Origin of the sequence: Streptomyces mexicanus (assembly GCF_902506575.1) — a bacterium.
Lineage (GTDB): Bacteria > Actinomycetota > Actinomycetes > Streptomycetales > Streptomycetaceae > Streptomyces > Streptomyces mexicanus.
Map to the genome: position 1 here is coordinate 337,218 of NZ_LR732544.1, position 22,317 is coordinate 359,534.

Genomic DNA, 22,317 nt, shown 5'->3' on the forward strand with positions numbered 1-22,317 from the left:
CCGGGACGCAGCGCGTCCCATGGGCGGCCGGGGAAGGGGGGCGGGAGGGCCGGCGCAACCTGCTGCACGAGGTGTGGCTCCCGCTGGACGAACACATCGTCCGGCTCTGGACCCCGCGGATCAGAGCGCTGGACGACCGGTACAAAGCGGCGACCGTCGACGAGGACGGCCACGCACCGGGCGGGTTCCACCGGCTGCCCGGCCCCGACCTGTGGTGGTGGCGGCGACGCCCCGCGTCCTCACCAAAGACCTCGGGCATGCGCTGCGCTCGGCCGGTGCCTTGGCACCGGCCCGGGCACGGCGTGCCCCTCGGCCTCGTGCGTCACTCGCCTGCCCCGGCCTCCTGTCACCCTCGGCCGAGGTGGTACCGGTCCGACGACAACGCGTACACCCGTAGGCGCCGACCGACGGTGGGATCGAAGGTCTCCTGGACCGGACGCATGCCCAGCTTGACCATGATCCGTTCGGAGGCGTCGTTGCCGACTTGCGTGATGCTGACGATCCGCTTGAGCCCTCGCTCTTCGAACCCGAACCGTACGGCGGCCACGGCGGCCTCGGTGGCCAGGCCCTGCCCCCAGTGCGCACGTCCCAGCCGCCAGCCGACCTCGACCGCCGGCAGTACCTCCGGCAGGTACTCGGGCACCGACAGGCCGGTGAACCCGGCCAGCTCGCCGGTGGACCGGATCTCCACGGCGAACAGGCCGAAGCCCCGTGACTCCCACTCGCTCTCCCACGCCTGGATCCGGCCGCGCGTCTGCTGTTCGTCGAGAACGCCGCCGTCACGGATCCACCGCATGACCTCGGGATCGGCATGGACGGCGGCCATGGGCGCGACGTCCTCCTCGCGCCAGCGACGCAGGATCAAACGGGGAGTCTCCAGCATGACCGTCCAGACGTGTCCACTCGCGGGTGCAGGGCCGTAAGCACGGGATCCCACCTGCGGAAGATCCTATCCGGAACGCCTGTTGGCCGTCCCTCCTGTTCTGCTTCGGGGGAGCGGTGGCAACCCCACGGGGAGACCGCCTCTCGGTGACGGGCGGCCGCCCTTCGGCGCCGGGTGGTCCGCTGGGAGCTACGGCTGCCGGTCCTCGGCCGCCGGGCCGGTCACGGTTCCGGTCGGGGTGCAGCAGGCGCTGACTTCCTGACAGGTGTCGTCCGTCCGGTCCGAGCCGGCGGCGGAGGTGGCGGCGGCCACCGGCTTGGTGGCGCGGACGACGGCGGAGTGCATGCCGTCGGCGACCTGGTGGGTCGGGGTGATCTCGATGCCGGTGAACCCGGCGGCCTCCAGGCCGGTGCGGTACTCGGTGAAGGACAGCGCGCCGGCGATGCAGCCGACGTGGTCGCCGCGCTCGGCGCGCTGGGCGGGGGTGAGGGTGTCGTCGGCGACGACGTCGCAGACGCCGAGGCGGCCACCGGGCTTGAGGACGCGGAACGCCTCGGCGAACACGGCGGGCTTGTCGGTGGACAGGTTGATCACACAGTTGGAGATCACGACGTCGACGGTGTGCGCGGGCAGCGGGACGGCCTCGATGGTGCCCTTGAGGAACTCCACGTTGGTGACGCCGGCCTTGGCCGCGTTGGCGAGTGCCAGGGCGAGCATCTCCTCGGTCATGTCCAGCCCGTACGCCTTCCCCGTCGGCCCGACGCGACGGGCGGAGAGCAGGACGTCGATGCCGCCGCCGGAGCCCAGGTCCAGGACGCGCTCGCCTTCGCGCAGTTCGGCCACGGCGGTGGGGTTGCCGCAGCCGAGGGAGGCGGCCACCGCTTCGGCGGGGAGCGCGTCGCGCTCGCCGGCGGCGTAGAGGGCGGAGCCGAAGGTGTCGTCGATCTCGACCGGCTGCGGCCCGCAACAGGCGGCGCCGCCCTCGGTGACCTTCACAGCGGCTGCGGCGTAGCGTCGGCGGACGGTTTCACGCAGGTCGGTGGACTGCTCGCGCATGACTCGACTCCCGGGTGACGGGCATGGGGATGCCCGAGAACGGATTGTATTGACGTTCGTTGATGCCACCTTGCGTCTTGAATCGAAGAACGTCAAGATAGACACACGTCGAAGTCTGCGCGGGAGTCCTCCCCTGCGCGCGGGTTCTACGCGTAGTGCCGGTAGATCGCCGACGCCACGCACGCCGGCTTCTCCGCGCCCTCCACCTCGACGGTGAAGGTCAGGCGCATCTCTACGCCGTTGCCCTTGACGTCCGCCACGGAGTCCACGACACCGTGCAGGCGGATCTTCGCGCCGACCTTCACCGGACTGGGGAAGCGCACCTTGTCCAGGCCGTAGTTGATGCTCATCGAGACGCCCTCGATGGCCAGCAGGTCGTTGAAGAGCGGGATGACGAGGGAGAGGGTGAGGTAGCCGTGGGCGATCGGGGCGCCGAAGGGGCCGGTCGCCGCGCGCTCGGGGTCGACGTGGATCCACTGGTGGTCGCCGGTGGCGTCGGCGAAGGTGTTCACCCGCTCCTGGGTGATCTCCAGCCAGTCGGTGCGGCCGAGGTCGGCGCCGGCGAGGGCCTTGATCTCGTCGAGGCCGGTGGCGGTGCGCAGGGCGGAAGAGGGCGAGGAGGTGGTCATGATGCGGCTCCGGAAGGAAGGTCGGCGGGTGTTCCGTAGGTTGCCCGGATGCGGGGCTTGAGCAGCTTGCCGGCGCCGCTGCGGGGCAGCGCGTCGGCGAAGACGACGGACTTGGGGATCTTGTACCGGGCGAGCCGCCCGCCGAGGAAGGCGAGGATCTCCTCGGCGGTGGTGGCCCGCGCCTGCGGCGCGAGGACGACGACCGCGCGGCCCACCTCGCCCCACTGTTCGTCGGGTACGCCGATCACGGCGCAGTCGGTGACGGCCGGATGCTCGTGCAGGGCCTTTTCCACCTCGGCCGGGTAGATGTTCTCCCCACCCGAGATGATCATGTCCTTGACGCGGTCGACGATGGTGACGTACCCGTCCTCGTCCGCGACGGCCACATCGCCCGTGCGCAACCAGCCGTCCGTGAAGGCGGCGGCGGTCGCGTCCGGCAGGCCCCAGTAGCCGGACATGACGGAGGGGCCCTCGACGAGGAGTTCGCCGCGCCGGCCGCGTTCGGCGTCGTGTCCGGCGGGGTCGGTGATCCGCACGTCGTTGAAGAAGTGCGGCACACCGGCGCTGCCCGCCTTGGCCAGGGCGTTGTCCGCGTCAAGCAGGCACACGCCGGGCGATGCCTCGGTCATGCCGTAGCCCTGGAGGAAGCGCAGGCCGCGCTGCTCGTACGTACGGATCAGCGCCCGCGGGACCGGTGCGCCGCCGCACATCATCATGCGCACGGACGACAGGTCGGCCTTCGCGAACCGCTCCTCCGCGGCGATCCGCTGGAACATGGTCGGCACGCCGAACATCACCGTCACGCCGTGCTCCTCGACCAGGTCGAGGGTGCGCGAGGGCGAGAAGGACTCCTCCAGGACCAGGGTGCCGCCCTTGAGGAACGTCGGCAGGCACGTCATGTTGAGGGCCGCCGTGTGGAACATGGGGGCGGACAGCAGGGTCACCTCGTCGGAGGCGAAGTCGGCGTCGACGAGTGTGTTGATGCTGTTCCAGGTGAGGTTGCCATGGCTGAGCGCGGCTCCCTTCGCGCGGCCCGTGGTTCCCGAGGTGTACATGATCATCGCGAGGTCGTCGAGGGAGACGCTCTCGTCGACGGGGGAGGCGTCTGCCTGGGCCAGCGCCCGCTCGTACGTGTCGTCGACGGCGACGAGCCGGCCGATTCCCGAGCCGGCCGCGAACGCGCCGAACGGCGGCGAGTGGACGAGGACGGACGTACCGGAGTCGGTGAGGCAGTGCCTCAGTTCGCCGTCCGCGAGGCGGATGTTGAGCGGGACGAAGACGGCGCCCAGCCGGCCCGCCGCGAACATGGTCTCCAGGAACGCGGGATGGTTCGGGCCGAGGAAGGCGACGCGGTCGCCGCGGCGGACGCCGAGCGAGCGCAGGTGGTGGGCGAGGCGGGTGGTGCGGTCGTGCAGCTGGGCGTAGGTGTACCGGGACCCCTGGTGGACGACGGCGAGGCGGTGGGGGTTCTTGCGGGCGCGTCGTGCGGTCCAGGAGCCGATGCCGTGGTTGCGCATGCGGGAGCTCCTTTGCGTCCCTGAGAGCTGCGGGTGCGTCCCGGAGAGCTGTGAGCGCGGCTCCGAGGGTCGGGGGGACGGGCGGGACAAGCAGGGGACATCCTTGGCGAAGGGGATCAGTCCTTGAGGAAGCCGAACAGCCGGGCCGCGTTCTCCTTGAGGATCTTCGGCCGGACCTCGTCCTTGATCGGCAGTGCGGCGAAGTCCTTCAGCCAGCGGTCGGGGGTGAGGAGGGGGTAGTCGGTCCCGAACAGCACCTTGTCCTTGAGCAGGCTGTTGGCGTACTGGACGAGCTGCGGCGGGAAGTACTTCGGCGACCAGCCCGACAGGTCGATGTGGACCTGCGGTTTGTGCGTGGCCACCGACAGCGCCTCGTCCTGCCAGGGGAAGGACGGGTGGGCCATGATGATCGGCATGCCGGGGAAGTCGGCGGCCACGTCGTCGATGTACAGCGGGTTGGAGTACTTCAGGCGGATGCCGCCGCCGCCCGGTGCGCCCGCGCCGATGCCGGTCTGGCCGGTGTGGAAGACGGCGACGGCGCCGGCCTCCTCGATCGCCTCGTACAGGACGTACGCGGAGCGGTCGTTGGGGTAGAAGGCCTGGACACTGGGGTGGAACTTGAAGCCCCGCACCCCGAAGTCCCTGACCAGGCGGCCGACTTCGCGTGCGCCCGCCCTGCCCTTGGCGGGGTCGATCGAGGCGAACGGGATGATCACGTCCGGGTTCTCGGCGGCGGCCTCGGCGATCTCCTCGTTGGGGACGGCCGGGACGCCGGTCGCGGCCTCCGCGTCGACCGTGAAGACGACACACGCCATCCTCCGCTCGCGGTAGTAGGCGGCGATCTCGGCCAACGTCGGCTTGCGGTGGCCCTCCTCCACCTTGAAGTACGTGCTGGAGGCCGCCTCCAGCTCGGAGGACAGTGAGCCGTGGCCGCGCGAGGAGACCTCGGCGTGGGTGTGCACGTCGATCGCGGTGATCGCGTCGATGTCGATGCCGGTCATCTGGGCGGTCGTCTCCTTACAGCTGCGGGGCGGGGATGCCGTACGTCTCGGGGAGCCGGCCCACCGAGGTCGGCCAGACGGCCGCGATCGCGTCCGCCGACCAGCCGCCGTCGGTGTACGCGGCCGAGATCTCCTGCGGGTGCGACCACAGCGACAGCTTGTCGCCGCCGATGCCGACGCACTGGCCGGTGACGTCCTTCGCCGCGTCGGAGGCGAGGAAGACGACCAGGCCCGCGCAGTCCTCGGCGGTACCGAAGGCGACGCCCTTGCGCAGGGAGTCCGGGAACGGCGTGCCGTCCTTCTCGTAACGTTCGATGTACGGGGCGAACAGCGGCATGGTCTTCGTCATCTCGGTGGCCGCGTTGGGGACGACGGTGTTGGCGGTGATGCCGGCCTTCGCCAGCTCCATGGCCCAGGTGCGCACCATCGCGGCGATGCCCGCCTTGGCGGCCGCGTAGTTGGTCTGGCCGAAGTTGCCGCGCTGGCCCGCGGGGGAGCCGGCGACGATGATGCGGCCGCCCTCGCCCTGCTCGCGCATCCTGATCGCCGCGGCGCGGGCGCAGGTGAAGGTGCCGCGCAGGTGCACGTGCTGGACGGTGTCGAAGTCGTCGTCGGACATCTTCCACAGGACGCGGTCGCGCAGGACGCCCGCGTTGGTGACCATGACGTCGAGCCGCCCGAACTCGTTCACGGCCCGGTTCACCAGGGCGTCGGCGGCCTCGCCGGTGCCGACGGCGACGACCTCGGCGACCGCCCGCCCTCCGTCCTCGGTGATCTGCTTGACGGCCGCCTCGGCCGCCTGGGCGTCCACGTCGTTGACGACGACCGAGGCGCCGGCGGCGGCGAGGGCGCGGGCATAGGCGAGGCCGAGGCCGCGTCCGCTGCCGGTGACGACGGCAACCTTGCCGGAAAGGTCCATGGATGGGTCTCCTCGAGAGGCGGAGAGGGAGCGGGAGGGCAGGAGGAAGAAGGGGCAGCGCCCCGCACGGGGCTGCCCGGCGGTTCTGCCCGTCGCTTTCGAACTGCCCGCAACGCTAGGCATTCTCCTTGCGGCGGTCAAGACAGTGCGTAACATTGCCGCCGTACGGCGGCGGTGCGACACAGGAGGACGACATGGCAGGCGGCAGAAGCCGCGCGGCGGGACAGGACACCGCGCGGGAGGCGAGCGTGGCGGAGCGGGACGAAGGCGCGGTGGGAGAGGTCGCAGGGGGCGGACCGCGGACGGACCCGGGATCCGAGGTGACCCTGCGCCCCCAGTCCCTCATGCTCACGTTCCTCGGCAACTTCGTGCTGGGCGGCGACGTGTGCGTCTACTCCGGCAGCATCATCGAGGTGTTCGGCCGTACGGGCGTGGGCGAGCACGCCACCCGTTCCACCCTGACCCGCATGGTCGGCCGCGGCCTGCTGCAGCGCCGCCGCGAGGGCCGCCGCATGTACTTCGGCCTCACCGACCGGGCGGCGGCCATCCTCCGCGACGGCGAGCACCGCATCTGGAAACAGGGCGCCGTCAACGACGACTGGGACGGCACGTGGACGCTGCTCGCCTTCTCCCTGCCCGAGTCCAGCCAGCGGCAGCGCCACGACCTGCGCTCCCAGCTGACCTGGGCGGGCTTCGGCCCGCTCATCGGCGGCCTGTGGATCGCCCCGGGCCACGCGGACGTCACCGCGATCACCGCCGACCGCGAACTCGGCTCCCACGTCAGGGTGTTCCGCTCCACCGCGGACCCGGCCACCGACATCCCCCGCATGGTGCACGAGACCTGGGACCTCGCGACCCCGGCCGCCGGCTACGCCGCCTTCCTCGACCGCTGGTCCGCGTTCGCGGACGGCCGCGACGCGACCGGCGTCGACGAACTCGCCGTCAAACTGCGCCTGCTGACGGAGTGGCTCCAGATCGTCCGCGCCGACCCCCACCTCCCGATCCAGCATCTCCCGGCCGACTGGCCCGCCGCCGCGGCCGAGGACGTCTTCCGCCGCGCCGACGCCCGCGTCGACGCGGCGTCCCGAGCGTTGGCGGAGGAACTGCTGGAGACGGCGCCGCTGCGGGGGTGAGGGCCCACGGGCGGCCCCTGGCCGCGCCCGCCCAGCAGCGCAGCGGTGCGGCCCTGCGGTGGGTCGCGGCACGCGGCCGTGGAGATCTGACGCCGCGGAGGTCCGGACGCGGGGAGTCGACTGCTCAGCGAGCAGCACCGCGGCCACCCGCATCAGGCGGCCCCGCAGCGCCGCGGCCGTCACGGCCGGCGTCCGTCACTCCGGTGGCCGGGTGAGCCCGGCTCCATCAGGTGTCGTGACGGAGTTCCGGATGCGGTCCCGTTCTCCCGGTCGCCAGTCCGGGGGACCAGGAGACGTCGTCCGCGTGCGGCACGAAAGAGAAAGCGATCGTCTGTCTCCCGCCCTACCAGCATTTCGGAGCACTTAGGTGTCGAGGCTGCCCCTGGTCAGGACGGACTCGGAGTGCCCAGACGTTCGGTCGGCCCGCCGAAGGGCAGGACGAGGGTGCGGGTCGCCATCAGCCACGTGCCCTGCATCTTGCGGAACGTGTCCACGTAGTGGCCGATGTTCGCCGGCAGTCGGGGAGGAATCAGCGCACCTTCGGTATAGCCATCGACCCGGTAGGTGGCGAAGTAGGTGGTCGCGGAGGCGGTGTTCGGCGAGTCGACAGTGACCAGGATGTTCGTACACATCCGTCGGGACAGGCGGTCCACCGGCCGAGAGCCGAAATAGGCGCGCAGCGCTTCCCTGCCCTCGATCCGCCGCCCGTCGTACGGCCACTCCCAGACGCCGTCCGGAGTGAACAGCTCGCAGACCGTACTCGGATCGCCCAGGTCGAGCCGGTGCACAAGTTCCAGGACCAGGCGCTCGCAGGCGCGCTCCGCCAGGAGACGCTCCAAGGGATCGAGTTCGCGAGTAGTCATCTCCCCTTCCTACTCGCTCCTTCAGTGCACTCGCGACTCTTTTCCACCTGTCGCCGAAGGTCTCGCGCATCGGGCTGTGGGGTGAAGCAGGGCGCGCACGGCGGGCAGAGGGACGGCGCGGACGAGCGGGGCGCCGGTGGTGAGGGTTCGGCGTAGGTCTGCGGTCGCGGCGTCGGCCATCGACCGACCAGGGTTCCGGGTGGTGGCGGACGCGCGCGGGAGGGTGCGTGCCATGGACACTCTGCGTCGAAGAGTGCCGGCGCTGTCGCACGCCCAGATCATCGAGTACATGACGGCCTTGCGGCACGGCGATGCTCCGGCGCACCTGGTACAGGCCGTCTCCACAGGGGCTGGTACCGCCGGTCGACCCGGTTGTGTCCGTGGTGACCCGTCGCCGAGCCGAGCACCGTGGACGTGCCTGATCTCCGCCCGGATGCCGTGCCCAGCCCGAGTGGCGTGACGCACCGCGTGTTTGTGGCGAAAGTGACCGAACCTCAGGGCCGGCCCCGGGCGGCGTTTCGCCCCCCGGGGCCGGCCGCCCCGAGGTGGGCCGTCGGGTCGCGTCTCAGGGGGGGCGGCCGGCTCTACGGCCGTGGTCGGATCCCCCTAGCGGGTCCCGCGATCCGCAGGGGGTTGCTCAGCCGGCCGGGTAGAAGACGAACAGGGTGCAGCCCGTGGTGGTCGTGGGTACGTGCCACGACCCCGCAGGGGCGTGGAGGAACGTCCCGGCCGGGTAGTCGCGCGCTCCGTCGTTGAAGGTGCCCGAGACCACGTAGACCTCTTCCGGGCCGGGCTCGTGGACATCGCGGTGGGGCCAGGAGGTTCCAGGGTCCATTTCGAGTACGTGGGCGTGCGCGCCGCCGGGTCCCTTCCACAGCGGGCGCAGCCGGATGCCGGGGAAGAGTTCGCGGACGGGGGAGTCGTCGACGAAGACGGAGGTGTAGCCCTCCTGGGCGGGGATCTCAGAGTGCATGCCTGTCACAGTGCCGCGGCCCGGGTGCGGCGGGAGAGAGTCCGTGATGACACCCTGGGGTATTTTTCTGCCATGCATCGTGTGGTGGCCCTGGTACGGCCGGTGCAGTCGACGTTCGAACTCGGCTGCGCCGCCGAGGTCTTCGGCACGGAGCGGGCGGGCGTGCCGCAGTACTACGAGTTCGAGACCTGTACGGAGACACCCGGGCCGGTGCGGACCACGGCCGGGTACGCGATGGACGTGCCGCGCGGTCTGGAGTCGCTGGAATCGGCGGACACGGTGATCATCCCGGGCTGGCTGCCGGTGGAGACACCGCTGACCGATCGCGTGCGCCGCGCGTTGCTGCGAGCACACGCGCGGGGGGCGCGACTGGTCACGATCTGTTCCGGGGTGTTCGCGCTGGCGCAGACGGGGTTGTTGGACGGCCGCTCGGCCACCACGCACTGGGCGCGTGCCGAACAGTTGCGGCGGGAGTTTCCTCGGGTGCGGGTCGAGCCGGACCTGCTCTATGTGGATCACGGCGACGTCGCCACCAGCGCGGGCGCGGGGGCGGGCATCGACCTGTGCCTGCACCTGGTCCGGGAGGACCACGGGGCGGCGCACGCCGCTCTGCTCGCGCGTCACATGGTGCTGCCCCCGCACCGTGAGGGCGGACAGGTGCAGTACGCGCCGCCCTCACCGCCCACGGACGCGCTCGACGGCCTGCTGGAGTGGGTCGGCGAGCGTCTGGGGACGCCGTTGTCGGTGAACGACATGGCCGCCCGTCTCGGCGTTTCGCCCCGGACGCTGGCCCGGCGCTTCGCCGACCGGCTCGGTACGAGTCCGGGCGCGTGGCTGCTCGCGCGCCGGGTGGCCGCAGCACGCACCCTGCTGGAGGAGACGGACCTGCCGGTCGAGGCGATCGCGGTCCGGGTCGGCCTGACCTCGGCGGTCAACCTGCGCCGTCGCTTCCGCGACCAGGTGGGCACCACGCCCGGCGCCTACCGGCGGGCGTTCCGGATCCCACAGGAGGGACACCGGCGGTGACCTCACCGGCTCGCACCGGGCTGCCGCGTCCGCTCGTAGATCACCGACGTCCCGGGACGGCAGGGGCCGGAGTGTGTGTGGCGGGCCCGTCGCACCCGTGCTCCGGCCCTCCGCCGCTCAGCCCTGCGCCTCCATCAGGCCGGTGACGTAGGCGTCCAGCCGCTCCTCCACGGCTCGCGTCGTCAGGTCCGTCCTTCCTGCCTCCCGCCATGCCCGCGCCACCTGCCGCACCTCCTCCGAGGACGCCAGTGCGTCCCGCACCCGCCAGTACAGCCGCTCGCTCGCGGTCGCAGCCAGCACCCCGTCGGCCTCCTCGTAGGCCTCCGCGAACCGCTGACCCCACGCGGGGCCGTGCAGCAGCGCCAGGGTGACGGCGCAGTGCGCGACGTCGAGATCCGCCGGGCCCCAGGACGCGGCCGCCCAGTCGACTACGCCGGTGATCCGGGCATCTGCCGGCCTTGAGGGCGGCACGTCGAACAGCACGTTGCCGGGCTGGAAGTCCCGGTGCAGGAAGCACCCTTCCCAGGGCGGTGCGGGATTGCGGATCACGTCGATCGCCGCGGCCCACGCCGTCGCGTCGGCGCCCCGCGGAACCACGACGGTGTCAGCGGTCGTCAACGCCACGTACGTCCGGGGCCGGTCGGCGGGGCGCAAGGCGTGGATCGCCACGAGCTGGCGGGCCAGCAGCAGAACGCGCGTCTCCACCGCCTCGTCGTCGAGGACGGTCCGGCCCGCCAGATGCGTCATCAGCAGCGACGGGTACGCGCACTGCGCGGCGGTCGGATCGACCGCGACCAGTTGGGGGGCCTGCACGCCGGTTGCCGCCAGCAGGGTCAGGGCATCGGCCTCCCTGCTCAGCGAGTCCTCAGCGCGTGCCACGTAGTACGGGTCGACGAAGGTGCGCAGCACCAGGTCACGGGTGGCTCCGTCCCGCGTGCCCACGGTCAGCCTCCACATGTCGGCGGTGATGCCGCCGCGCAGTGCCTCGGCTGCGACGATCCGTTCGCCGGGCTCGAGATGCCGGTTCACCCAGGCCAGTGTCGACGGGCTGATCGTCGCTGCCTCATGACGGTCGGTCACCGTGCCACCTCACCATCCCGACGGCAGCACCTGCAAAGGGTCCGGCCGTGTTCCGTCACGCCCATTGTGCCGTGCGGTGTCGAGCCTTACTGTTCGACTTTGCATGACTCTGTTGGAAGTTGAGTGGTCGGACGGCAGGGAGGCAGCAGTGGACAGAGATCGGGTCGGCCCAGGGCGCGCGAGATCCGGCCACCGTTCACGATGGAGGGGGCTCCTGGCGGCGGCCGCGACCCTCGCCCTGTCCGCGGGCGTGACCGCGCCGGCCGTGGCGGGGGAGACCGGCCGGCAGGCACCCGTCGCCGCGTCCGCCGCCTCCTCCCGGGCGCACACGGTGAGTTTCGACGGCTACTCGTTCCTCGTCGACGGCCGGCGCACCTACCTCTGGTCCGGGGAGTTCCACTACTTCCGGCTCCCCAGCCCGGATCTGTGGCGCGACATCTTCCAGAAGATGAAGGCCGCCGGGTTCAACAGCACCTCGCTGTACTTCGACTGGGGATACCACTCGCCGAAGCCGGGGGTGTACGACTTCAGCGGGGTGCGCGACGTCGACAGGCTGCTCGACATGGCCGAGGAAGCCGGGCTCTATGTGATCGCGCGCCCGGCGCCGTACATCAACGCGGAGGTCGACAGCGGAGGTCTGCCCGGCTGGATGACCACCAAGGCCGGACGCAACCGCAGTGACGACCCGCAGTTCCTGAAGTACGCGGACGAGTGGCTGACGCAGATCGACCGGATCATCGCCCGCCATCAGCTGACCGACGGCACCGGGTCGGTCATCGCCTACCAGGTCGAGAACGAGTACTACAACGGCTCGGCCGCCGGCCGCTCCTACATGAAGCACTTGGAGGACAAGGCCCGCGCCGACGGCATCACGGTCCCGCTGACCGGCAACAACAACGGCACCTTCAACTCCGGTACCGGCGCCCTGGACGTCGACGGACCGGACTCCTACCCGCAGGGCTTCAACTGCTCGAACCCCTCGCAGTGGAACGGCGTCCCTGACATCAGCTACGACCACCCGGCCGGCAAGCCGCTGTACACGCCGGAGTTCCAGGGCGGCGCCTTCGACCCCTGGGGCGGACCCGGCTACGACAAGTGCGCCCAGCTGATCAACGACCGGTTCGCCAACGTGTTCTACAAGCAGAACATAGCCGTCGGCGCCACCGCGCAGAACTTCTACATGACCTACGGCGGCACCAACTGGGGCTGGCTGGGCATGCCGGAGAACTACACCTCCTACGACTACGGCGCCGCGATCCGCGAGAACCGCCAACTGGACCCGAAGTACTACGAGGACAAGCTGATCGGGTACTTCACGCAGTCGGTCGCCCCGCTGACCAAGACCGACGCGATCAAGGCCACGCCGCCGGACGACTCCGCGGTCGTCGACACCGCCCGGATGAACCCCGACACCAAGACGCAGTTCCATGTCCTGCGGCACGGGAACTCCACGTCCACGGCGGTCGACAGGACCCACATCTCGCTGGACTTCAACGCCCGGCCGTCCTCGGACACCACCTACACGTGGGACGACCCCGACTCCGCGTTGCAGTACACCGGTTCGTGGTCGCACGTGGCCGACCAGAGCTACACCGGCGGCGACTACAAGCACACCGAGTCGTTCTCGAACAAGGCCGGTGACTCGGTCACCGTCCCCTTCGACGGCACCGCGATCCGCTGGATCGGCCCGAAGACGAACAACCACGGCTACGCCGACGTCTACCTCGACGGCAGCAAGGTGGCGACGGTCGACGACTCCGGCGGCGAGAACCAGGCGGTGATCTTCCAGAAGACCGGCCTGGCGCCCGGGGCGCACACGCTGAAGATCGTCGTCGCCGGGAACCACGCGGCGGGCTCGACGGACGACTACGTGTCCATCGACGCCATCGACGTGCCCACGGCCGCGGCCGCGGAGCCGACCTACCCGGTCGTGCCGCAGCAGCCGGGCACCGCGATCACGCTCGACGGCCGCGACTCGCACGTGATCGTGGCGAACTACCGGCTCGGGGACGCGCAGCTGCAGTACTCGACATCGGAGATCATGACCGATGCGACCATCGGCGACCGGGACGTCGCCGTGCTCTACGGCGACCCGGGCAGCGACGGCGAGACCGTCCTGCGCTATCCCTCCAGGCCCACCGTGACCAGCAGCGGCGGCACGGTCACGACCACCTGGGACGAGACCACCGGTGACCTGCGGCTGAACTACACGCACCAGGGCCTGATCCGCATCGGCGTCAGTGGCGGCGGAAAGCGCCCGATGCTGCTGCTCGTCGGCGACAAGGCCACGGCCGAGACGTTCTGGCGCCAGGACACGGCAGCCGGTCCGGTGCTCGTGCGCGGCACCCACCTGCTGCGCACGGCGACCAGCCTGGACGACGGCCGCACCGTGGCGCTCACCGGCGACAACGCCGACGACAAGAACATCGAGGTGTTCACCTCCGCGGACCGCGTCACCTGGAACGGCAAGGCCCTGGACACCCACGCCACCGGCACGGGCAGCCTCACCGGCACCATCCCCGTCGCGGCCCCGGTCCACCTGCCGGCGCTGACCGACTGGAAGCACGCCGAGGAATCCCCGGAAGCGGCCCCCGGCTTCGACGACAGCTCCTGGCAGGTGGCCGACAGGACGACCACGAACAGCGTCTCCGGCATCAACTCGCTTCCGGTGCTCTACGCGGACGACTACGGGTTCCACACCGGCAACACCTGGTACCGCGGCCGCTTCCGCGCCACCGGCAAGGAGACCGGCATCCACCTGGTCTCGGACTCGGGAGGCAAGGCGCAGGCGTTCTCCGCCTGGCTCAACGGCACCTTCCTGGGCAGCTCCACCACCGGCAGCGCCGACTTCGCCTTCCCGGCCGGCGCGGTGAAGTCCGAGGGAGACAACGTCGTCTCCGTGCTCACCGTGAACATGGGGCACGAGGAGGACTACAACTCGACCAACGGCAACAAGACCGCGCGCGGTCTGACCAGCGCCTCCCTCACCGGGGCGCCGCTGACCCCGCTCACCTGGCGGCTGCAGGGCGTACGGGGCGGCGAGGACCCGCAGGACACCGTGCGCGGCCCGCTGTCGACGGGCGGCCTGTACGGCGAGCGGGCCGGCTGGTCCCTGCCGGGCTATCCGGACGGCACCTGGAAGGGGGTGTCCCTGCCGACGACCGACACGCGCCCCGGGGTCTCCTGGTACCGCACCGACGTCGACCTGGACCTGCCGCGCGGCCAGGACACGTCGCTCGGGCTGACGTTCACCGACGACCCGTCGCGCAAGTACCGAGCCACGATCTTCGTGAACGGCTGGCAGGTCGGCAACTACGTCAACTACCTGGGCCCGCAGCACACCTTCCCGGTGCCCAACGGCATCCTGAATCCGAACGGCCACAACAGCATCGCCCTCGCCGTGTGGAACCTGGACGGCACCACCGGCGGGCTGGGCAAGGTCTCTCTCACCGACTACGGCAGCTACGCCTCGTCCCTGCGCGTCGCACAGAACGAGAGCCCCCGCTACGACCGCAAGAAGTACGCGATGCCGAAGCGTCCGGGAGCGGATGTCACCCTCGACGTTCCGGGCACCGCCCAGCCGGGACAGGCCTTCACGGCCGAGGCGACGGTGCGGTTGCCGAAGGACGGGCCGTCCGCCTCCCGGCTGACGGCCTCGCTCTCCGCGCCCGATGGCTGGAGCGTGAGCGCAGCAGGTCCCCTGTCGGTCGAGCGCCTGCACCCCGGCGAATCGGCCACCTTCACCTGGAAGGTCCAGCCGCCGGCCGGGGAGCTGCCATCGGCCTCGGCACTCACCGCCACCGTGCACTACCAGCAGAACGGACGGCCGGCTACCGGCTATGACGAGCGCATCGTCGGCGGGATCCCGCCCGCGCCGCCGGCCGGGAAGAGCGCCGTGAGCGACCTGCCCTTCCTGTCGTCCACCAACGGCTGGGGCCCGGTGGAGCGGGACAGCAGCGTCGGCGAGCAGGCGGCCGGGGACGGCCGTCCCCTCCGCATCGCGGGCGTCGGCTACCCGAAGGGCCTGGGCACCAACGCGGTCAGCGACGTGCCGCTCTACCTCGCCGGGCAGTGCTCCCGCCTGACGGCCGAGGTGGGCGTCGACGACGAGACCGGCGGTGCGGGAACGGTGACGTTCTCCGTCATCGCCGACGGTAAGACCCTGGTCACCACCCCGACGATCCGGGGCAGGCAGTCCGCCGTGCCGATCGACGTCGACGTCAGCGGCGCCCAGGTGGTCGACCTCAGGGTCGGGGACGCCGGTGACGGCAACGGCAACGACCACGGCGACTGGGGGACGCCGACGCTGACGTGTGCGTAAGAGCGGAGCCGACACGCCTGTGAGAGGGGGCGCACCTCCTGAGGCAGGCGGACGGGGGCGGTGGGCCGGCGCGGTGCGCGAGTCCACCGCCCCCGGCCGTGTCCCACGCTCGCGACGTGCGGCGTTTTCCGGGGCTCGTTCGAGGGTTCCCCTCTCACACGTTCGTGACCTTCGGTGGTCCGCGATGCGAGACCCGTCGGGTGTGCCTTGACGGCTGAGCCCGGCTGCTGCCAGCATCGTCGGCATGAACACGCGACTGGACCTCACGCGGCGACGCCATGTCGACCTCGTCCGCGTCTCCAGCGCCTCCTGTTGCACCGCGGCCTGATTCCAGGATCCGCCGCTTTTCCTCCCACGCCACACCTGTCGACGCACGGTCGCGTGCCGCGTATGCACTGCACTGCCCGCACGCACACGGTACGTCGGCACGTTCGGTGCATACGGCGTCAGGGAAACACCGCGCATTCGCGTTCCATAGCACGTGCGTTAGGTAACACGTGCTTTCCGTAACACGTGCGTTCCGCAACAGGAGTTCCGTATGCCCGTACAGCCCCGGCGGCCCCTTCGAAGTCCCTGACACTCCCTGGAGCGCAGGGCAACCCACCGGACCCTCGCACCTCGCCTGTCCCTCCGCACGGCACGGGCCGTCCCTGCCCGGCGGCCGTTCTCCCCACCCCTCCCGGAGCACGCATGTCTGCCCTCACCTTCCACTGGTTCCTGCCCACGACCGGTGACAGCCGGCACGTCGTCGGCGGCGGTCACGGATCCACGCCCGGCACCGCCGCCGGGGACCGCCCGGCCTCCATCGCTTACCTCGGCCAGATCGCCCGTACCGCCGAGCAGCTCGGCTTCGTCGGAGCACTCACCCCGACGGGCGCGTGGTGCGAGGACGCGTGGGTGACCACGGCCATGCTCACTCAGGTCACCGAACGGTTGAAGTTCCTGGTCGCCTTCCGCCCCGGGCAGATCGGCCCGACGCTGTCGGCGCAGATGGCCGCGACCTTCCAGCGGCAGTCGAAAGGGCGGCTGCTGCTGAACGTGGTCACGGGTGGCGAGTCCGCCGAACAGCGGGCGTACGGCGACTTCCTCGACAAGGACCAGCGGTACGCCCGGACGGGGGAGTTCCTCGACATCGTGCGGCGGCTGTGGGCGGGCGAGTCGGTCGACCACCACGGCGAGCACCTGCGGGTCGAGGGAGCCCGGTTGAGCCGACTGCCCGAGCCCGCACCGCGGATCTACTTCGGCGGCTCCTCGCCCGCGGCCGGCGAGGTGGCGGCGCGGTACACGGATGTGTACCTGACCTGGGGCGAGCCGCCGCAGCAGGTGAAGCAGAAGATCGACTGGATACGTTCGCTGGCCGCCGCGCAAGGCCGGCAGGTGCGCTTCGGCATTCGCCTGCACACCATCAGCCGGGACACCTCCGCGCAGGCGTGGGCCGAGGCGGAGCGGCTGCTCAAGGCGATGGACCCGGCTCGGATCAAGGCGGTGCAGCAGGGCCTGGCGACCAGCGAGTCCGAGGGGCAGCGGCGGATGCGCGAGCTGCACAACAGCGGCGACACCAGCAATCTGGAGATCTACCCGAACCTGTGGGCCGGCATCGGTCTCGTCCGCGGCGGCGCGGGCACGGCACTGGTCGGCAGCCACACGGAGGTCGCCGACCTGATCGAGGATTACCACCGCCTCGGCATCGAGGAGTTCGTGCTGTCCGGGGTGCCGCACCTGGAGGAGGCGTACTGGTTCGGCGAGGGCGTCCTGCCGGTGCTGGAGAAGCGCGGTCTGTGGCAGTACCCGGCAGGTCCGCGCCCCGCCGAGGCGGGCACCGTCCCCTTCGCCGCCCGATGAGCGCGGCGTCCGCGTCCTCGCAGGCCCCGGCCCGTGCGCGCGAGCCGGAACCCACTGACCCGGGCGCGCTGAGGACGGTCGTGCTCGCCAGCCTGCTGGGCACCACCGTGGAGTGGTACGACTTCTTCCTCTACAGCACCGCCGCCGGGCTGGTCTTCGACAAACTGTTCTTCCCCACGGCCGACGGCACCGTGGGCACGTTGCTGTCGTTCGCGACGTTCGCCGTGGGCTTCGTCGCCCGGCCCGTGGGCGGCCTGCTCTTCGGCCACATCGGCGACCGGATCGGCCGCACCCGCACGCTGGCCTTCACCATGGGCCTGATGGGGCTCTCCACCGCCCTCATCGGCCTGCTGCCCACCTATGAGCAGGTAGGCGTCCTCGCTCCCGCGTTGCTCCTGTTCCTGCGGGTCGCGCAGGGTGTGGCGCTGGGCGGGGAGTGGGCCGGGGCGGTCCTGCTGGCCGTGGAGCACGGGCCCACCGGCCGCAAGGGCCGGTTCGGCAGCTTTCCGCAGATCGGGCTGGCGCTCGGGCTGGCCCTGGGGACCGGCGTGTTCGCGCTGCTCAGCGATCTCCTCGGCGACGCCGCGTTCGTCGACCACGGATGGCGGATCGCCTTCCTCGCCAGCCTCGTGCTCGTCGCCGTCGGGCTGACCGTACGGCTCAGGATCGAGGAGACACCTGCCTTCCGTGCCGTACGCCGTCTGCGGGAAGAGCCCCGCCCGGCCCCGCTGGTGGAACTGCTGCGTGAGCCCGCAGCGCGCCGGCACCTCCTGCTCGGGATGCTGGCGCGGTGGGGAGAGGGAGCCGCCTTCAACACCTGGGGCGTCTTCGCCCTCACGTACGCGACCGGGACGCTGGACCTGGACCGCACGCCGGTGCTGCTCGCGGTCACGGCCGCGGCGCTCGTGATGGCCGCCCTGATACCGGTGTGCGGGACCGCGGTCGACCGCCGCGGAGCCCGCCGGGTGTACCGCACGGGCATGGCCGCCTTCGCCCTCTCGGTCTTCCCGGCGTTCTGGCTGTTCGGCAGCGGAGGGACCGCGGCGTTCGCCGTGACGCTCCTCGTGACCCTGGGCATCGTGCACGCCTGGTTCTACGGTGCTCAAGGCACCCTGTTCGCCGCTCTGTTCGCCACACCCGTCCGGTACACGGGCATGTCCTTCGTCTACCAGGTGTCCGGCATCTTCGCGTCCGGGATCACTCCGCTGATCATGACCGCGCTGCTGGCCTTCGGCTCGGGGAGCCCCTGGTGGGCCTGCGGCTATCTGGCGCTGACGGGCCTGGCGAGCGTGTGGGCGACCGGCCGGCTGCGGGAGGAGGACCTGCACGTGGCCACCGGACAGGTGCCTGTCGCCTCCCGCGGACCGACGGCCGCCGCGGGCCGCGGGTGAGATCCGGCGGCGGCCCACGGCGCCGTCGCCCGGGGGGGCTCGGACGGCAGCGTTCACCGCTCCCGGGGCCGGCGGCGTCCCCCGCCGGCCCCGGGAGCCGTCAGCCGGCCAGCTCGCCCAGGAGCGCCCAGGTGCGCCGCCGGTCCGCCGCTCCGGCGATCTCGGTGCCCGAGAAGACGACTTCGGTGGCCCCGGCGTCCCGGTAGCGCCGTACCTCGTCGGCGACCGTCTTCTCGTCGCCGATCACGGCCACGTCGGCGGCCCGTCGGCCACCGGAGAGTTCGATGACGCGTGCGTAGGACGGGATCTGTTCGTAGAACGCGAGCTGTTCGGTGGCCTTCGCCCGCACCGACTCCACGTCGTCCGTGACGACGCCGTGCACCAGAGCCACGATCCGGGGCGCGGGACGCCCGGCGGCCTCGGCCGCGGCGGTCACGGCCGGAACGATGTGCTCGGCCAGGGCGCGCGGCCCGGCCAGATACGGGAGGATGCCGTCGGCCAGTTCACCGCTGACACGCAGCGCCTGCGGCCCCATCGCGGCCACCAGCAGGGGGACGCCGTGCTCGGCGCCGGGTACGCGGGCGGAGACCGGCGTGGTCGCGGTGAGCAGCTCGCCGTGGAAGTCGGCCGTGCCGGTTTGCGTCAACTGCCTCAGTGCGGTGAGGAATTCACGCAGGCGGGCGATGGGCCGTTCGAAGGGCAGACCGAAGCCGGTCTCCGTCAGCAGCTTGGTGCCCAGGGCCAGCCCGAGGTGGTAGCGACCGTGGGTCGCGGCCTGGGCGGTCTGGGCCTGGCTGGAGACGATCAGCGGGTGCCGGCCGAAGACGGGGATCGCCGAGGTGCCCACGTGCAGTCCGGGCACCTCGCGCCCGACGATCGCGGCGAGCTGGGGTGAGTCGGCGCCGAAGGTCTGGCCGAACCACGCCGAGCGAAGCCCGGCCGCCGCGGCCTCGCGGGCCAGCTCGACGGTGGCGTCGACCTGATTGGGTGCGTCGGACGCGTTGAGCGCTACTCCTACAGTCATGCCCGTCAGAACGGCCGGCGGCCGCCCCTGATTCCGGTCCGTGTGTGACGGCTTCTTGTCGGTCATGTGTACCCGGTGTTCGTCGGCAGAGCCGCGGCGCGTCTGCCAACCTGGGCGCGCTCCATGGAAGTTGACGTTCCGTCAATAAGTTGATGGAGCGGATCTCAGAAAGCGGCGAATCGTATGACTTTTATTGACCGGCGCCCGCGGCGCTGACATCATGGACTGCACCAGGCGAACACCTGAGCGGTTGTCGGTTGCCTGTGTCGCTGCCGAAGAAGCCATCGACGAAGACGGGTCCCACGCGACCCGTTCCCTCTCTGCCGCGCGCCTCGCCCGATCGCCCAATGGCGGGAAATCCACGGCGTGTGCTGCGCAAAGAGTCCGCACATCGATGTGCGAGACCTCGGTGATCCCCTTGATCCCTTGACACCCACCCCGCCCCGGCGCCGCTGCCCCGGCGCGGACGGCCCGCACCCGTCGGAACGCGGCACGCCTCCAGAGGTCTGCGGTACTCCCCGGTCCGGCTTCCGCGACGGAGGTTCCGCCGAACGGAGGTTCACGCTGTTGTCCGTCGATCAGATGATCAAGTTATCGGGCCTGGACCTGATCCGCACCCGGGATCCGAACAACCACCTGCACTGCCGCAAGACCCAGCTCCTGGCCTACGTCGGCGGCCGCACCCGCTGGTCCGACCTGCTGATGTACGCGGCGCTGGGATCCACCTCCGCCGTCCACCGCCACTGCTACCTGCGCGGCGAGGACCGCTGGGCCTTCGACACCCCGTACGTGAACGACGACGACCTGCGGCTGCTCGGCTTCGAGGTGCTCTCGGCCGGCACCGTGGACCTGGCCCGCTTCGAGTCCGGCGTCAGCGCGTTCCTCGCCGCCGATCAGCCGGTCCTCTTCTACGCGCCCCGGCACCACTTCCCGTACTGGGTGGAGTTCATGCGCCGGGTCGGTACCCTCCCCGAGGAGTACCACCTGCTGCACTCGTTCCTGCTGTGCGGAGCGAGCGACACCCATGTCCTCCTGGTCGACAACGTCGGCGACGACCACGAGTACGCCCCGCTGGCCGTGAGCTGGGACGTCCTGCGCGAGGGCTGCGCCCGGGAACCCGCACGCTGGTTCACCGGCTGCGCCACCGTCCGGCAGACCTCCGAACCGGACCGCGACGGGTTCGAGGCCGCCTACCGCGCCTTCCTCGGCCGGTTCCGCGACGGCTTCGAACTCTACGACGTCGTCGGCGACAACCTCGTCGTGGAACGCGCCTCGGTGACCACCGCCTACCGCGCGCCCGGCGTCAACAGCATGGCCCTGCTGGCCGGTTCACGCACCCTGTTCCACCGGTTCCTCGCCCACACCGCGCACGGAGAACAGGTGCGGTCCGCCTACGCGCGCATCGCGCAGCTGGCCACCGTGCTGTCGGACCGGGTCACCGCCTTCCAGTCCGGGCTGCCCGCGCTGCCGGCGGACCGGATCCGGCGCGGACTCGCACGCCTGCGGCAGCTCGAACAGCAGGCGGCCCGGCATCTGATCGCCGAAGCGGACGGCCTTCCGCAGCTCCTGCCGGCCCCTGCCCGCGGCCGGTAGCACCACCTCACGGGGAAGACACGTGCGAGACCTCTACCTGTTCAGCGGCATGGCGGGGATACAAGGACCGCCGCTCGCCGCCCTGCGGGCGCTGTACGCGCGCCCGGAGAACGCCCGCTACTTCACCACCGCCGCCGAGGCGGTGGCCGGCGTCCTCGACCACGTCGGCGCGGACGCCTACCGCCGGGAACTGCCCGGCGGGATCCCGCTGACCGACTGGCTCCGCGGCGCGTCACCCGACGCCGCCGCCCTGGACCACTCCATCGTCGACGGGCTGTGCGCCCACCTCTACCAACTCTGCCTGCTGCAACCGGCGATCGGTGACGGCGACCGGCCGACGCCGGTGGCCGCCATCGGCCACAGCCTGGGCCTGATCGGCGCCGTGGTCGCCGGGCTGCGGATCACCAGCCGCCGGCAGTACACGGCGCTCTGCCACGACATGATCACCATGACCACGCTGACCCTGATCCGCTGCCACCAGGCGGCACCGCCGCGGACCGGCGAGGCCACCCCCATGGCGGCCGTGACGGGCCTGCCGGCCGAGGAACTGCGCGCCCTCGCGGAGGACTCCCCGGTGCACGTCGCCCTCGCCAACTCCGGCCGCTCGCACGTGCTCGCCGGAGACCCGGCCGGCCTCGCCGGCTTCCGGGCACGGCACGCGCGGCGGTTCGCCGACACCGGGGTGCGCTGGGCCTATCTGCGCAGCACCGCACCGTTCCACACCCCGCTGCTGCACGCGGCGGTGCGAGCGGCGCTCGAGGACCGGCACCTGATGACGTCCACGCTGACCGGCGACCGGCTGGCCCTGCCGGTGTACGTCGCCGACGCCCCGGTCAACCTCCAGGACCGCGGCGACCTGCTGCCGGACGTCCTCGCCCACGCGGTGTGCCGGCCACTGGACTGGCCCGGCACGGTCCGCGCGGCGATCGACGGCTGCCGGCCCGACCGGATCGTCGACTTCGGCCCCGGCCCCTCGGCCCGGGTGTTCACCCGGGAGAGCCTGCGCGGCAGCCACCACGGGCTGCGCTACCGCAGCATCCCCGCACCAGCAGCCTGAGTGAGGAGC

At 71.3% G+C, this 22,317-nt stretch carries 18 protein-coding genes; 8 read left to right on the forward strand and 10 right to left on the reverse strand.

The annotated features are described in order from the left end of the window. Positions 1 to 346: 346 nt before the first annotated feature. From GV126_RS01625 to GV126_RS01650, 6 genes are all read right to left on the reverse strand, one after another. Positions 347 to 883 (reverse strand): GNAT family N-acetyltransferase, encoded by a 537-nt coding sequence (locus tag GV126_RS01625; protein ID WP_159662076.1) that lies wholly within the window; start codon positions 881 to 883, stop codon positions 347 to 349. A gap of 189 nt (positions 884 to 1,072) precedes the next feature. Beyond that, positions 1,073 to 1,939 carry an arsenite methyltransferase gene (gene arsM / locus GV126_RS01630; RefSeq protein WP_159662077.1) on the reverse strand — a complete coding sequence of 289 codons (867 nt, stop codon included), beginning with the start codon at positions 1,937 to 1,939 and terminating at the stop codon, positions 1,073 to 1,075. A 146-nt stretch (positions 1,940 to 2,085) separates the two neighbouring features. Next, positions 2,086 to 2,568: a MaoC family dehydratase gene (locus GV126_RS01635; protein ID WP_159662078.1), complete on the reverse strand. Its 483-nt coding sequence runs from the start codon at positions 2,566 to 2,568 to the stop codon at positions 2,086 to 2,088. Further along, complete coding sequence (locus tag GV126_RS01640) at positions 2,565 to 4,085, reverse strand: acyl-CoA synthetase (protein WP_159662079.1); 1,521 nt, start codon at positions 4,083 to 4,085, stop codon at positions 2,565 to 2,567. The genes GV126_RS01635 and GV126_RS01640 overlap by 4 nt, the downstream gene beginning before the upstream one ends. Positions 4,086 to 4,201: 116 nt before the next feature. Continuing rightward, complete coding sequence (locus GV126_RS01645) at positions 4,202 to 5,086, reverse strand: amidohydrolase family protein (protein WP_159662080.1); 885 nt, start codon at positions 5,084 to 5,086, stop codon at positions 4,202 to 4,204. A gap of 16 nt (positions 5,087 to 5,102) precedes the next feature. After that, positions 5,103 to 6,005, reverse strand: coding sequence for an SDR family oxidoreductase (locus tag GV126_RS01650; protein ID WP_159662081.1), 903 nt, complete (start codon positions 6,003 to 6,005; stop codon positions 5,103 to 5,105). Between the two features lie 194 nt (positions 6,006 to 6,199). Between GV126_RS01650 and GV126_RS01655 the strand changes: the two genes are divergently transcribed. Beyond that, complete coding sequence (locus tag GV126_RS01655) at positions 6,200 to 7,138, forward strand: PaaX family transcriptional regulator (RefSeq protein WP_159662082.1); 939 nt, start codon at positions 6,200 to 6,202, stop codon at positions 7,136 to 7,138. Positions 7,139 to 7,524: 386 nt separating this feature from the next. Here GV126_RS01655 and GV126_RS01660 read toward each other — a convergent pair whose 3' ends face one another. Both GV126_RS01660 and GV126_RS01665 read right to left on the reverse strand, forming a co-directional pair. Continuing rightward, positions 7,525 to 8,001, reverse strand: a complete 477-nt coding sequence (locus tag GV126_RS01660) for a nuclear transport factor 2 family protein (RefSeq protein WP_159662083.1) — start codon at positions 7,999 to 8,001, stop codon at positions 7,525 to 7,527. A gap of 637 nt (positions 8,002 to 8,638) precedes the next feature. Then, a complete protein-coding gene (locus GV126_RS01665; protein ID WP_159662084.1) occupies positions 8,639 to 8,974 on the reverse strand; it encodes a cupin domain-containing protein in 336 nt (111 codons plus the stop codon). Positions 8,975 to 9,046: 72 nt separating this feature from the next. On the opposite strand from GV126_RS01665, the gene GV126_RS01670 reads away from it, so the two are divergent. Further along, positions 9,047 to 10,000 (forward strand): GlxA family transcriptional regulator, encoded by a 954-nt coding sequence (locus GV126_RS01670; protein WP_159662085.1) that lies wholly within the window; start codon positions 9,047 to 9,049, stop codon positions 9,998 to 10,000. Positions 10,001 to 10,117: 117 nt separating this feature from the next. Here the strand turns inward: GV126_RS01670 and GV126_RS01675 are convergent, their stop codons facing one another. Continuing rightward, positions 10,118 to 11,080: a phosphotransferase family protein gene (locus GV126_RS01675; protein ID WP_159662086.1), complete on the reverse strand. Its 963-nt coding sequence runs from the start codon at positions 11,078 to 11,080 to the stop codon at positions 10,118 to 10,120. 250 nt (positions 11,081 to 11,330) lie between these two features. On the opposite strand from GV126_RS01675, the gene GV126_RS01680 reads away from it, so the two are divergent. The 4 genes from GV126_RS01680 (at position 11,331) to GV126_RS01690 (ending at position 18,634) form a co-directional block, all read left to right on the forward strand. Then, on the forward strand, positions 11,331 to 15,401 hold the full coding sequence (locus GV126_RS01680) for a beta-galactosidase (RefSeq protein WP_236569838.1): 4,071 nt from the start codon (positions 11,331 to 11,333) through the stop codon (positions 15,399 to 15,401). A 244-nt stretch (positions 15,402 to 15,645) separates the two neighbouring features. Continuing rightward, a complete protein-coding gene (locus tag GV126_RS37420) occupies positions 15,646 to 15,729 on the forward strand; it encodes a putative leader peptide (RefSeq protein WP_369123901.1) in 84 nt (27 codons plus the stop codon). Positions 15,730 to 16,091: 362 nt separating this feature from the next. Further along, the gene (locus tag GV126_RS01685) at positions 16,092 to 17,243 is read left to right on the forward strand and encodes an LLM class flavin-dependent oxidoreductase (protein ID WP_159662088.1); all 1,152 of its coding nucleotides are present in this window, start codon (positions 16,092 to 16,094) and stop codon (positions 17,241 to 17,243) included. Next, complete coding sequence (locus tag GV126_RS01690; RefSeq protein WP_159662089.1) at positions 17,240 to 18,634, forward strand: MFS transporter; 1,395 nt, start codon at positions 17,240 to 17,242, stop codon at positions 18,632 to 18,634. The genes GV126_RS01685 and GV126_RS01690 overlap by 4 nt, the downstream gene beginning before the upstream one ends. A 100-nt stretch (positions 18,635 to 18,734) precedes the next feature. Here the strand turns inward: GV126_RS01690 and GV126_RS01695 are convergent, their stop codons facing one another. Then, complete coding sequence (locus GV126_RS01695) at positions 18,735 to 19,658, reverse strand: LLM class F420-dependent oxidoreductase (protein ID WP_159662090.1); 924 nt, start codon at positions 19,656 to 19,658, stop codon at positions 18,735 to 18,737. A 582-nt stretch (positions 19,659 to 20,240) separates the two neighbouring features. Between GV126_RS01695 and GV126_RS01700 the strand changes: the two genes are divergently transcribed. Beyond that, on the forward strand, positions 20,241 to 21,251 hold the full coding sequence (locus GV126_RS01700) for a hypothetical protein (protein WP_159662091.1): 1,011 nt from the start codon (positions 20,241 to 20,243) through the stop codon (positions 21,249 to 21,251). A 22-nt stretch (positions 21,252 to 21,273) separates the two neighbouring features. Beyond that, the gene (locus GV126_RS01705) at positions 21,274 to 22,308 is read left to right on the forward strand and encodes a hypothetical protein (protein WP_159662092.1); all 1,035 of its coding nucleotides are present in this window, start codon (positions 21,274 to 21,276) and stop codon (positions 22,306 to 22,308) included. The last annotated feature ends 9 nt before the right edge of the window (positions 22,309 to 22,317 follow it).

Excerpts from the sequence above, each read along its gene's own strand:
- GV126_RS01650 (WP_159662081.1), bottom strand. The coding sequence starts at position 6,005 with ATGGACCTTTCCGGCAAGGTTGCCGTCGTCACCGGCAGCGGACGCGGC.
- GV126_RS01695 (WP_159662090.1), bottom strand. The coding sequence starts at position 19,658 with ATGACTGTAGGAGTAGCGCTCAACGCGTCCGACGCACCCAATCAGGTC.
- GV126_RS01690 (WP_159662089.1), top strand. The coding sequence starts at position 17,240 with ATGAGCGCGGCGTCCGCGTCCTCGCAGGCCCCGGCCCGTGCGCGCGAG.
- GV126_RS01660 (WP_159662083.1), bottom strand. The coding sequence starts at position 8,001 with ATGACTACTCGCGAACTCGATCCCTTGGAGCGTCTCCTGGCGGAGCGC.
- arsM (WP_159662077.1), bottom strand. The coding sequence starts at position 1,939 with ATGCGCGAGCAGTCCACCGACCTGCGTGAAACCGTCCGCCGACGCTAC.
- GV126_RS01635 (WP_159662078.1), bottom strand. The coding sequence starts at position 2,568 with ATGACCACCTCCTCGCCCTCTTCCGCCCTGCGCACCGCCACCGGCCTC.
- GV126_RS01665 (WP_159662084.1), bottom strand. The coding sequence starts at position 8,974 with ATGCACTCTGAGATCCCCGCCCAGGAGGGCTACACCTCCGTCTTCGTC.
- GV126_RS37420 (WP_369123901.1), top strand. The coding sequence starts at position 15,646 with ATGAACACGCGACTGGACCTCACGCGGCGACGCCATGTCGACCTCGTC.
- GV126_RS01685 (WP_159662088.1), top strand. The coding sequence starts at position 16,092 with ATGTCTGCCCTCACCTTCCACTGGTTCCTGCCCACGACCGGTGACAGC.
- GV126_RS01625 (WP_159662076.1), bottom strand. The coding sequence starts at position 883 with ATGCTGGAGACTCCCCGTTTGATCCTGCGTCGCTGGCGCGAGGAGGAC.
- GV126_RS01655 (WP_159662082.1), top strand. The coding sequence starts at position 6,200 with ATGGCAGGCGGCAGAAGCCGCGCGGCGGGACAGGACACCGCGCGGGAG.
- GV126_RS01645 (WP_159662080.1), bottom strand. The coding sequence starts at position 5,086 with ATGACCGGCATCGACATCGACGCGATCACCGCGATCGACGTGCACACC.
- GV126_RS01670 (WP_159662085.1), top strand. The coding sequence starts at position 9,047 with ATGCATCGTGTGGTGGCCCTGGTACGGCCGGTGCAGTCGACGTTCGAA.
- GV126_RS01640 (WP_159662079.1), bottom strand. The coding sequence starts at position 4,085 with ATGCGCAACCACGGCATCGGCTCCTGGACCGCACGACGCGCCCGCAAG.
- GV126_RS01700 (WP_159662091.1), top strand. The coding sequence starts at position 20,241 with ATGATCAAGTTATCGGGCCTGGACCTGATCCGCACCCGGGATCCGAAC.